This is a genomic window from Methanospirillum hungatei (assembly GCF_020216685.1).
Classification (GTDB): domain Archaea; phylum Halobacteriota; class Methanomicrobia; order Methanomicrobiales; family Methanospirillaceae; genus Methanospirillum; species Methanospirillum hungatei_B.
On sequence record NZ_JAIWNS010000087.1, the window covers coordinates 1 to 12,321 of the forward strand.

Genomic DNA, 12,321 nt, shown 5'->3' on the forward strand with positions numbered 1-12,321 from the left:
GGAGGGTATTCTTATCTGAACGGGACGTCGATGGCCGTTCCCTATGTTACCGGAACAGCAGCCCTGCTCAAAGCCAGAAATCCCTCAATATCTACCGCACAGATGAAAAGTAAGATTCTGGGTTCATGTGATGTTCTTGCATCCCTGTCTGGAAAAGTTGCGACAGGCGGGAGGCTGAATGCGGCGAAAGCGCTTGATGTGTCCATTCCTACACCGACCCCCACATTGACTCCTGTTCCCACGGTGACCCGCACCCCGACTCCAAGCCCGACCCCTACACTCACTCCTGCTCCCACGGTAACCCGCACCCCGACTCCAAGCCCGACCCCCACATTGACTCCCGTTCCCACGGTGACCCGCACCCCGACTCCGAGCCCGACCCCCACATTCACTCCTGTTCCCACGGTGACCCGCACCCCGACCCCGAGCCCGACCCCCACATTCACCCCGGTCCCTACAGTGACCCGCACCCCGACCCCGAGCCCGACTCCAACGTTCACTCCTTCACCAACACAAGGCCCGGTGCCCCCGTGTGGCGTGTATAAGAGAGATGTCCAGTCTGGTTTTCTCAGGCAGGGACAGGCAGCGGTATATGGGTATTATATTCCGGTTGACGGACGGTCAAAGATTGAGTGGTCATTATCGGTTCGGGGAACATGTGGTGGCGGTCAGGGGATTGCAACCGCAGCAAAAGCAGGAGGGTTGAAGGATAATACCAATGCATGTGCCGGTTCATCTGTATTTGATATCTATGTGTGCAGGGATTGTAATCCGCAGAATTCACGGTGTTATGCCAATTATTATGCCTATGGGCCGAATGCATATACTTCCATTACAAAGCCGGTATCAGGTTCGACGTACTTTGTGATGATCTATGCCAGATCCGGAAACGGGATGTACAACCTGCAGATGAACAGTTACAAATGTGCAGGGAATACTCCCATTATTGTAGCCTCTGCTGAACAGGGGATGCAGATGGCAGGGACAGACAGTGGGGCATCTCCTGCCTCATTCCCGGTCCCGAAAGCAGAATTTGTTCAGATATGACTGCTCCACCAGGACCCCTAATTATATGGAGAAACCTATTTTGTCTTAAAAAAAAAAAAAAAAAAGTAAGACCCGTGAAATGGTCATACGTAAAAATTTATCATCCGAAAATCCCCCCGGTCCATGGCACTTGTTGTGCATGATGTGAATCAAAAATTTCCAGATATGATGAGCCGGTCAATAATACCTGCCATTGGTATCCTGCTTGTGAAATATTGCGGATGCGGAATCTATCGTGAATCATACATGGTGACACAATTGTATCCGGTTCTTTATAGAGAGTTTTCCATATAAATGATGAAACATCATTCTTCTCGGAAGAATAGGATCTACCCCTGAAATCTGGTAATTTTGATGGTTCAGCCGCTCCTGAATACGATTCAGGACCGGTTTTCCACACTCATTATGAACATAGATATGTGCAGGACTATCTGATGTGTAGGTCAGCCATTCTGAAACACAATCCGCTATAGCAATGCAGACCTTTCAGATAAATTTCTCTATTTTACACAAAAATCAATGCATGGAAAAGATCAAAAAATAGAAAATAAAGAAGATTCAGGGATTTACCTCTTCATCGGGCGATGGCAGTATACTGACCACTATCCTCATGCGGTGGAACGACAACCCTGACCGTACGCTTACTTCCGTCAGCTGTCTGTTTTGGTGAGTAATATCCAAGCGTGTACGTATGCGTAATAATCCCCTGGATATTGTTGAGAATTGTTGAGAATTCATCCCCATGAATGTCAATAAAGAGACCACTTCCGCCGAGAGCCTTTACCAGTTCCCGTTTATCATTCTGTTCGTTAAATGCACCAGAGACGATCGTCGGCCCGACAAGGATGAAACTTGTCCCGTTATTGAGCAGATTCTCTGCAGTTTCAGCGATGGTGAACTGTGAAAACGACGTGCCATCACCCCGGTAATGGGTCAGGTCGTCGGTTATATCGATGATCATATGCTGTGCATCTGACCTGAAACCCATCTCCAGGGCAGCTTCTATGGCATCAAGATTTACCTCCGGTGCATCAAACCCTTCGCTGGCATGTAATCCGGCTACTGCCTGCTGTATGACCAAGGGATCGGAAGTCCATTCCTGGTTTATGGTAACCGTGTCTTTAAAGCTGATGAGTGCATACCTGCAGTCAATCCCGGCGAGAGCGATACTCTCCGTCAGCTCCATGACTTTTTCTTTGGTTTCATTGATCTCATCACTCATACTGCCAGTGTCGTCAAAGAGGATGGCAAGATCAAGTTTTGATGTCGTGGACCGGTCGGAAAACGCGAACGAGGTGATATTCATGAGTTCATCATCCTCGTACACCTGGAAATCCTCCTGTCTGAGTGCCCCGTTCTTTCCTGCAGTACTGTTCACCGTGACATAGGTCATGATATAGGGAAAGTTCACCCCGTTAATGCCGGTAATGTCTACAACAGAAGTTCCATACATGCTGATGTCATCAACGTCCGGGGGTTGTTGCTGGGCCTGTATTCCTGAAGTTCCTGAGGTCACTTCCGGTCCAGGAGAGAATACACGGTCTTTCTGAACGGTGAAGAGCCCGGTTGCTGAATCTGCACCAACTCTGACCTCAAGGGTAATTTTCTGGTCATCGCCATACATTCGTGGAGTAAAATAACTGATGGTATAGGTATGAGTGATTATGGACTGGATTCTATCAAGGATGGTGGAGAATTCATCTCCATGGATGTCGATAAAAAGACCACTGCCACCAAGGGCTTTGACGATCTCTTTTTTATCGGTATGCACGTTAAATCCACCAGATACTGATGAAGGCCCGACCAGAATGTAACTGGTTCCGTTCTGCAGCAGGTGACTTGTCGTCTCCGGGATTGTAAACTGAGAAAATTCTGTTCCGTCTCCCCGGTAATGGGTCATGCTGTCGGTGATGTCAAGGATCATATGCTGGGCATCAGGCCTGAACCCTGATGAAAGGGCAGCTTCTATGGCATCAAGGTTTACTTCCGGTGCATCGTCTCCTCCATCTGCCTGAAGACTGTCAACAGCCTGTTTGATAAGACTCGGATCAGATGTCCAGCCCTGCCTGACGGTGAGGGAATCGCGAAAACTGATGAGCATGTACCTGCTGTCAATATTCACACTGTCGATGGCATTGGTCAGTTCATTGACCCGTGCTTTCATATCGGCAATCTCTTCACTCATGCTCCCGGTCTCATCAAAGAGAATGGCAAGATCCAGTTTGGTCCGTGATGACGCGTCTGGAAACTGAACGGAGGTAATCTCCATCAGATCACCATTTTCAAAGACCTGAAAGTCATCTACACTCAGGCTCCCCTCTCTTCCTTCCGGGGTGTTAACCGTTACATAAGTGATTACATTCGGGAAGTTTACTGCGTTAATTCCGGTTATGCCAAGAACCGGTGATTCGGTGTCATTTGATCCATCTGTTGCAGCCAGAACATCGGCAGTACAGGCAAGGATGCAGAGTCCGATGATAAGTATGATACGTGCTGTCGTTTTTTGATGCATGAAATACCTCCTTGAAAAAGTACAGGAGTATTGCATGTAGGCTGCATATATATTTCGAAATCATCCTGATGATCTCTCAAATGTAATTATTTCAGGATTTATTTAAGATTCAATGACATTTTAATTGTTCAGGACACCAAATACTCTGCATGTTACAGGACATCAGGTATAAACACCGTCTTCAAAACTATAACCGTGTCCTTTTAATGGTACGGGAAGGGGTTTTGTCATATACCTCGCGTCCACTATCAAATATGGAAAAACAGGGGTTCATCAAATATTTCGAATTTACATATGAATTAGCCTGGAATCTGATGAGAGACTACGCTCTCTATCAGGGGCATCAGGAGATTCGAGGTTCCCGTGATGCCATCCGGCTTGCGTTATCGATGGATCTGATCTCTGATGGAGAAACCTGGATGGATATGCTTGAAAGTCGTAATATTACCTCACACACATATGATGAAAATACCGCAGAAGAGATAATGCAAAAGATAGCTTTCCGGTATTTCCCTGCTATGGCAGCATTTCAGGAGAAGATGAATGGGATTGCCAATGAAGGATGAAATTTCTTTCGGATTATCAGAGTTCCAGTTAGAGCGAATCCGCAATTCATTAGCCCAATGTCCCCGATTGAATCAGGCCTTCATTTTTGGTTCACGGGCTCTTGGAACATATCGGAATGGTTCAGATATTGATATTGCCCTTGATGGAGAGGAACTGACGTTTGAAGATGTACTCAGGCTCCATACCCGGATAGATGATCTGAATCTTCCATACTTTGTAGATCTCGTTCACATTCAGCGAATTGAAAACTCTGATCTCCTGGATCATATCAGGAAAAAAAAAAAAAAAATATTTTCGCGGTTGCCGGCTTCAATTGACTGCGTATAAATAGAGTATATTTTTCCCTTAACTGATATCTCACCGGCTGTATGCCGGCAATTAGCCTGGATAATCATTTTTTTTTTTTTTTTTGCCATAAAAATACTCCATTGCGGTTTCAAAGCCCTCTTCTGGTGTTCCTTCCATCCGGCCGGTCAGGAATGGGGACGGCTCATATTTATCCTTACAAAAGTTGTAGATGGAAAGAGTCCATCTCTTCGGAGCGATGTAGGTGAGACGACAGAGTGGTGAGGGGGTATTTCGGAGTTTTTCTCTCATCTCCTCCGAATCCCGAATTTTTTGGCTACAGCTTTGAAACGATCCGAATGGTTCCTGATATATCCTGATGGTACAGAATGATTTGAAGAACCGGACATCAAGTCTGATGAGGTCATCATGAGTTTTTAAGAGTTCAGAACTATATGCCCTGATCAGCTCTTTCATCGCTGATTTTTCTTCAGGGGGAATAATGGTCCGGACATCAGACTTTCCCAGGCTTTCCTGCGTCATAATTCTGGAACTAGTAATAAAATGAGCATTGCTTCACTATATTAAAAAAGTATTTAATCAGATATCTTTCTCAGAGAACCTTATTGTTCCATCGGGGCAGATGATCTCAAATCTTGCCCCTTCATTGAAAACACCAGTCTCTTCGATCATGATACCGGTGATGGAGAGTATTTCACGTGAAAGAAATAATCCCTGGCCGGTATTCTTTCCATACTGATACTGGAATATCTTTTTCTTTTCGTCTGACTCTATACCTGATCCATCGTCTTCGCAGATGATTCGGAAGGTCCCGTTATCTCTCTCAAACCTGATACATATCTTTGAGATCTTCCCACCATATCTGACTGCATTCTCTATGAGATTTGAAAAGACCTTTTCAATGAGGGGATCTGCATATATTTCCAGATCTTCAGGAATCTGGTTTTCCAGATGAACATGATGTAATGAAGTATGCTTCAGGGATTTCGAGACAAGATTCTTGCAGTTATGCCATATCGGGGATTTTATTCCGATCTCCTGATATTCCTTGGTGAATTTCACCGTATTGACTGTCTGTCCAAGAATTCCCACGGCTTTGTCAATATAAGACCATGCCAGATCAGGATTTTCTTCCCGGTCCATGGTCGCCAGCTCCAGATATCCCTGTAGTGAGTTGAGCTGATTTAAGAGGTCATGCCTGGTGATACTTGCCATCAGTTGTAGTTTCTTATTTGCATTCCCAAGCGCCGTCTCAACCATCCGTCTCTCATGGTTCTCGACTGAGAGGTCATGGTTACTTTTTTGTAATTCTTCAAGGGTCTTCTGCATCTGGTCATTCAGATAATGAAGTTTCTCCTGGGCTACCTGCAGATCTGAATTGTTCTTAATCGCCACCTCATAGGTTGAGAGGAGAATGTTTATGATCTGCAGACGGGTGGCGGTAATGGTATATGATCGATCAGAAAAGATTACATTCAGTGGTGTTGGTCGATCATTCGGGTCTGGTTTATTAATGGCTTGCAGAATGCTTGCAATGCGGGTGTGGATAACTTCGGGTGTGTAGGGTTTGATGATAAAATTATCTGCGCCAGCTTCCAGACCCTTGATGACATCCACCGGATTGAAAAGATGGGTGACCAGTATGACTGGTATATCTGATGTCGCAGGATCATTTTTTATTGCTGAACAGAGTTCATACCCGTCCATTTCAGGCATCATGACATCAGTCAGTATAAGATAGGGTCGGCTTTTGCTAATAGAGATGAGCGCCTCCTTCCCGTTGGTAGCAATGGTTACCGGATAGCCCTCTTTTTCGAGGACATAACGCAGATACTCGCCTTGTGTCCGGTTATCCTCTACCACGAGTATGGGAACCGATGAGTTTTGAACCATTTCAGCCATATCTATCCTGAAATCAGACCATTCCGGTCACAGACTATGATCATGATTGCATTATTATTGTGTACTAATAGATGCAACCCTGTATGAACTTTAGGATTTATGCTAATAATCCTTTCACCGTCCTGACCAGTTCACTTCGTTCAAATGTACCTTTCAGAATGTACGCATTAGCCCCTGATGAGAGCCCGTGCTCCCGATCTTCCCGTGAATCAAGTGCGGTGACCAGAACAACCGGCAGATGGGAGAGCCGTTCATCATTACGAATCTTCTCGGTGAGGGAAAAACCGTTCATCCTGGGCATATCCACATCAGAGACAACGATATCCACCTCTTCTTCTAGAAGTATGCTGAAAGCCTCCATCCCGTCACTGGCAGTTGTCACCTGAAATCCGGCATTCTCAAGGGTCCTGCGTAAGAGTGCCCGGGAATTTACCGAGTCTTCAACAATAAGGACCTTTCCGGAGGTCTTTCTTGGCGGCAGGGGGGCAGGTGCCTGGCCTGATAACCGAAGCCCTTCCTGGATCAGTTCGGGAGGGTCAAGGACCAGTGCAAGTTTTCCATCTCCAAGGACGGCAGCTCCTGTAATCTTCTTTACTCTGCGTAATTGTGTTCCAAGCGGGCGTACAACAATCTCCTGAACCTGTATTACTTCATCTACGGCGTATGCAATTTTTCCTGCACCATACGCAACAATCAGTACCGGGATCTCTTTGGATGGGTCATCTGTCCCGAAATCCAAAACCTTCAACGCTTCTGACAATCTGATTATCGGGAGCATCTCTCCCTTATAGTGGATCATCTGTCTGACGTTCTTTTTGCGCTCCTGATCCGGCGGCACCCTGATAACCTGGAGGATCTGTTGGACCGGTACGACATAATGCGATGTACCGCTCCTGATAACCAGTCCCCGCAGGGTTGCAAGTCGGATCGGGAGAATGAGTGAGAAAGTAGTTCCTTTCCCTTTTTCAGAAGTAACCAGGACCTCTCCTCCCATACGGGTGATGGTATCTTCGACGATGGCAAGACCAAGGCCCCGTCCGGAGAGGTCGGTGATCATCGGACTGGTGGTAAGACCTGACTTAAAAATGAGCCAGATTGCCTCATCATCATCAATGGTGGTTCCTTCTTCATCGGAGAGCAGCCCTTTTTCAATGGCCGTCTTTTTGATTTTTTCACGGTCAACTCCCCTGCCATCATCAGAGAGGGTAATTTCAACTTTACTACCAGAATGAGCAGTAATTTTAATCCGGATCTGACCCCGTGGCGGTTTTCCGAGCGCTTCCCGTTCATCAGGATATTCAATGCCATGATCAACACTGTTATTGATAAGATGCATCAGGGGAACTTTCAGCATATCCAGTAGACGACGGTCCATCTCTATCTCGCCACCCTCGGTCTTGAGATCAACTTCTTTTCCAAGACCCCGTGAACTCTCACGCACCTGTCCGGATATCGGGATAAGAATGCTTGACACGGGGACAAGAACCGCATCATGGATAAGATCAGCGATCTCGGTCGTGCTGGCTTCAAGGGCTGACCGGTCAAGGTCGGTTGCATGAATATGTGCAGCTAGGTCATGCTGCAGGTTGGTTACAAACTCCCGGTCATATTCCAGAAAATCACAGACCCGTTCAAGAAATAACAAGAGTTCTGGCGGAAGGGATGTCCGGTTCAACCCGTACATGGCATCCCTGATAAGATGCATATCATTAAACACAAGGCTGTGATTCCATCTCCAGAGAGAAAATCTGCTTATCATCTCCTCAAGTTCCTGCATCCGGTGAGTAAGAAAGAGGCGTGTCGAGAGGAGATTATCAGATCCGATAATCAGACGATCAAGTTTTTTCGCCGCTATCCGGACGGTGCCGGAATCGGATGCAGGAGGGCCATGGTAGGTATCACTCCCATACTGTGCATATGAATGAAGGGCTGGTTTTACTTCAAGAAATGTACTGGGGGCAGCAAATGCAGCCGGATCAGGATTCAAAGGAATAACCGGCTTTTTCTCTTCACTTCCCGACCCCCGAACCGAGGAGGCCTGAAAAAAAGGTCCCTCTTCAGTCTGAACGGGAACTGATTCATCACTCTTTTCTGTCGGCTTTCGTTCTGCAAGTGATGCCCGTAGTCTTTGGATGACATCAACCGGCTGTGGACTTTTTCTCTCTCCTTCTGAGAGGAAGTTTCTGATACTTTTTACCGCATCATGAAAGAGATCAAACTCTGCTGCAGAGGCAAAAAACTCCTCTCTCTTCATTAAGGAGAAGATATTCTCCAGATTCAGACAAACCGATTCTATCTCACGCAGATTCACCGCCCGGGCTGCACCTTTCAGACTGTGTGTCTTTCTGAACACTTCTTCTATGAGGAAAGGTTCAGGATGATCCTCAGCCTGCTCCAGCTTTATCAGTCCGTCAGTAATACCGGTGAGCAGTTCTTCTGCATCCTCCCGGAATGTTGCCAGGAGGATTGCATAAAACTCATCATCTGAATCTGTCATGAAGGAGGTTATACCTGGTACTGGAGAGTAATCTTCTTAAGTTTGATACCCAGTTCATGCAAGTCTTCTGCGGTTTTTTCTGCTTTATGGGTGATTTCGAGATTCTTTTGTGCAGCATTCCTGATGTTTTCAATCGCTTCTGATATCTGGTCCATACCGGCTACCTGGTCCTGTATGGATGTGGTAATCTCAATCGCCTCATGTGAAGAATCTGCAATTGACCTCGTCAACACTTCAATGGCTTTTCGTGCATCAGTTGTCAGCCTGACTGCATCAGCAACTGTATTTGATCCACGCTCGGCTGATACCACGGTGGATGAAACCCCACGCTGGATATCGGTCAGGATAGTTCTGATCGTACCGGTTGCCTGCTTTGACTGCTGGGCGAGATTATGAATTTCATGAGCAACCACAGCGAACCCTTTCCCAAAGTCTCCGGCCTTTGCTGCTTCTATGGAGGCATTTACGGCAAGAAGGTTGGACTGCTCTGAAATGTCAGTGACGGTTGCGATAATCTCTCCGATAGCCTGGCTCTGCTCGGAAAGTTTCACAACATTCATACTGATCATGTCCATCTGGCGCTGGATATGATTCATTCCGTCAAGGATCTCCTGAACCGACTGCTGACCTGTCTCTGAAACCTCGATGGCCTTCATCGCCTTTTCTGACATTGACTTTGTTTTCAGGTTGACAAGATCGGTCTTCTTTCTGACCGTCTCTACCGTGTCAGAAGTTTCATTAACGGTATTTGCCGTCTGACTGCTTGCAGAAGAGAGCTGGGATGTGACGGTCAGAATTTCGCTGGATGCAACTGACAGCACTGATACCCCCTCAAAGAGTTCCTCGGTTATCAGTTTCATGAGTCGTGAGAGTTCGATACCGATGGTGTTTAGTGCATCCCGATATGCCACAAATTCCCCTGCAACCGGGATCTTCTCATCAAACCGTGCGGTAAAGTCACCAGAGGCATAACAGCCTGCAAGACGCATGGCTTCATTGACCGGTTCTGTAATCGTCTCAAGGGTTTTATTAAATCCGGCAATAATTCTCCGGTATCCGCCACGGAACGCCTTCTCATCACCACGTATGGAGAGATCTCCGGCCCGTGCTGCATCAGTAAGTTTTATAGTCTCTTTATGCAGGTGATCAAAGGACTCAACCAGGAGCTGCAGGGATGGACGGATCTGGTCCAGTTCATCGACCGGCCCGGTAAACTCCTGGATGTATTCACCATTTGCAATCTTGACAATATTTCCAACAACATTTATCTGTAAGTCATCGGCAAATTCGTCCATCGTGGTAGCCATGATACCGATCTCATCCTTTCTTTTGATGTTCAGTCTGGCTGATAAATGACCATTTCTGAGTTCTTTGATCATGACGACGACCTGCTGGAGGGGGCCTGCAATTGACTGTCCAAAGAGGATGGCTATGACAGCACCGATGACGATGGATGCTATAACAATGGCAAGGATGGTATTTCTGATAGTGTTAATCGGACCATCAAAATCTGACATTTCCGCCCGCGATACAATGTACCAGTCAAGGGGCTCAAAATAGGTATATGCATCTAGGATAGTAGTTCCGTTTACCTGATGGATGATGGCCCCTTCCTTCTTCTCCATCATCTCCTTGACATATTCCATGTCAGACCAGTTTACATTTTCAAGCGTCGGATGGACAAGGACCATTCCATTCCCGTCAAGAACGTACATGTATCCATTCTTACCGACTACCGTATCACGGATACTCTTTTTTACGACATCTAGGGTCTGTTCTTCCTCAGTCCCGACAAATAAAACCCCGATGACCGTGCCGTTCCGGTCCCTGATCGGCTCATATACAGTCACATAATTGACTCCGAACAGATCACGTCTGCCATAATAGGTTTCACCCTGCTTTACCGCGACTTCATAGACATTATCAGTCAGGTGGGTCCCGACTGCACGTTCCCCATCGGTCCCTTTGACATTTGTGGATATTCTGACGGCGTACGTGTTATTATAGACCTGAAAGACCGTTGCCGCTCCGCCGACCAGATCCCTGACCCCGTCTACAATCTCAAAATTATCATTGACAACAAACTGTTTTCCGTTTTTGTCAATAAGGGTCATATTATTATTGATAATTTCGGGCGTCCCTTTCGCGTAAAAGTTCTGCCGCAGCACATTCAGGTCACTGTTAACTTTATTCCTCGTAAGTTTGTAGACATCATTGGTCCATCCTTTCATATCCTGGACCTGTGTTTCGAGCAAAGTTTCAATCTGCTCGTTAATTACATTGACAGAACTGGAATATGATATCAGTCCCAGGAGTAATGTCGGGATAATTGCAAGAAATAGTGATATTACAAGAATTTTAGTTCCAACTTTCATATCCGAAAAGAACTGGATCATACTGCCTCCTTTTTGCGGCGGACTGTTCCATGGTTCATACTGTACCATTCCTGATACGAGTAAATATTACCCGTGATGTGATCTGTGTCAGGTTTCTGTGTCATCGATTATCATCCTGGGATCCGTCAATAATGCCTGTACATTCAGTACATGAAGGGAATCGATAGTTCCACAAATGTAGTTCTGCCATGCTGTTTGTTCTCTCCTGACTGTCCTGACAATATCTCCGGTCTTGAGTGTGCCAATACCGGTTATCTGATCTGCCAGGAGCCCGAAGGTAAGATTTCCGTCGGTTAGGACAATAACCCGGTTCAGATCGGTCAGTCCCTTCTCTGGTATGGAGAGCAGAGCCCTGAGATCTACAAGTGAGATGATCTCACCCCTGACAGAACATATCCCTGCTATAAAATCGGGTGTCCCGGGGACCGGGGTGATCTCTGATGTCTGGATCACCTCCCTGATGTATTTCATGTCCACTGCATACTCCTGGTACATCAGGTTAAACCGGATCACCTCGATTACCGGAGGCCGTTTCACCTCTTCTTTTGGTAATGCAAGTTGCTCTGCACGCTCTTTCAACACCCGGTCAATTTCCTGGTAATCGCGCACTGATGAAACCGGGGGGGTATCATCACCACCCGTGTGGTCAGAAAGAATGTCAATAAGCCTTGTTTGGCCAATTAATCCATAATCCAGGAATTCAATGAGATCAAAAATGACTATCAGGTCTGATCTGATGATCCGAATCCCGGGAATGATTGTCTGCAGATGTTCATTCATAAACCGGTCTTCAGGTTCCAGATCCCCACCCTGAATAACATATGTCTCATCTACCCAGAGAGCAACATTTTCAAGTCCTTTTCTGACGATAATGAGATTATCTGAAGGGAGGGGAGGGCGCTCTTTATATCCGAACAGTTCCCGTATCGAATAGACCTCTAATATCTCTCCATGAAGGTTAATCGTGCCGGCTTTTCCTTTCCCATTCCTGTTTTCTGTGTTGATACTCACCATCCTGATCATGAAGATTGCATCTGTAAACGGTATCCCGCATCTGATATGCCTGATAGAAAAGAACAGGTAATGATCCATGG

At 46.4% G+C, this 12,321-nt stretch carries 9 protein-coding genes; 3 read left to right on the forward strand and 6 right to left on the reverse strand.

The annotated features are described in order from the left end of the window. The coding region (locus tag LDL35_RS05245; protein ID WP_304020173.1) for a S8 family serine peptidase at positions 1-1,047 on the forward strand (1,047 nt) is incomplete at its 5' end. A gap of 574 nt (positions 1,048-1,621) precedes the next feature. On the opposite strand, the gene LDL35_RS05250 is transcribed toward LDL35_RS05245, so the two are convergent. Next, positions 1,622-3,559, reverse strand: coding sequence for a VWA domain-containing protein (locus tag LDL35_RS05250; RefSeq protein ID WP_304020177.1), 1,938 nt, complete (start codon positions 3,557-3,559; stop codon positions 1,622-1,624). 149 nt (positions 3,560-3,708) lie between these two features. Between LDL35_RS05250 and LDL35_RS05255 the strand changes: the two genes are divergently transcribed. Then, positions 3,709-4,125, forward strand: coding sequence for a nucleotidyltransferase substrate binding protein (locus LDL35_RS05255; protein WP_304020179.1), 417 nt, complete (start codon positions 3,709-3,711; stop codon positions 4,123-4,125). Beyond that, complete coding sequence (locus tag LDL35_RS05260; RefSeq protein ID WP_304020180.1) at positions 4,115-4,453, forward strand: nucleotidyltransferase domain-containing protein; 339 nt, start codon at positions 4,115-4,117, stop codon at positions 4,451-4,453. The genes LDL35_RS05255 and LDL35_RS05260 overlap by 11 nt, the downstream gene beginning before the upstream one ends. A 51-nt stretch (positions 4,454-4,504) precedes the next feature. Here LDL35_RS05260 and LDL35_RS05265 read toward each other — a convergent pair whose 3' ends face one another. The 5 genes from LDL35_RS05265 to LDL35_RS05285 all read right to left on the reverse strand — a co-directional run. Beyond that, on the reverse strand, positions 4,505-4,954 hold the full coding sequence (locus tag LDL35_RS05265) for a hypothetical protein (RefSeq protein ID WP_304020182.1): 450 nt from the start codon (positions 4,952-4,954) through the stop codon (positions 4,505-4,507). 57 nt (positions 4,955-5,011) lie between these two features. After that, positions 5,012-6,334, reverse strand: a complete 1,323-nt coding sequence (locus LDL35_RS05270; protein ID WP_304020183.1) for a hybrid sensor histidine kinase/response regulator — start codon at positions 6,332-6,334, stop codon at positions 5,012-5,014. Between the two features lie 97 nt (positions 6,335-6,431). Then, positions 6,432-8,831: a response regulator gene (locus LDL35_RS05275; protein WP_304020185.1), complete on the reverse strand. Its 2,400-nt coding sequence runs from the start codon at positions 8,829-8,831 to the stop codon at positions 6,432-6,434. 8 nt (positions 8,832-8,839) lie between these two features. Beyond that, positions 8,840-11,275, reverse strand: a complete 2,436-nt coding sequence (locus tag LDL35_RS05280; protein WP_304020186.1) for a methyl-accepting chemotaxis protein — start codon at positions 11,273-11,275, stop codon at positions 8,840-8,842. A gap of 39 nt (positions 11,276-11,314) precedes the next feature. After that, positions 11,315-12,321: chemotaxis protein CheW (locus LDL35_RS05285; RefSeq protein ID WP_304020188.1), on the reverse strand; the 1,007-nt coding region annotated here is incomplete at its 5' end.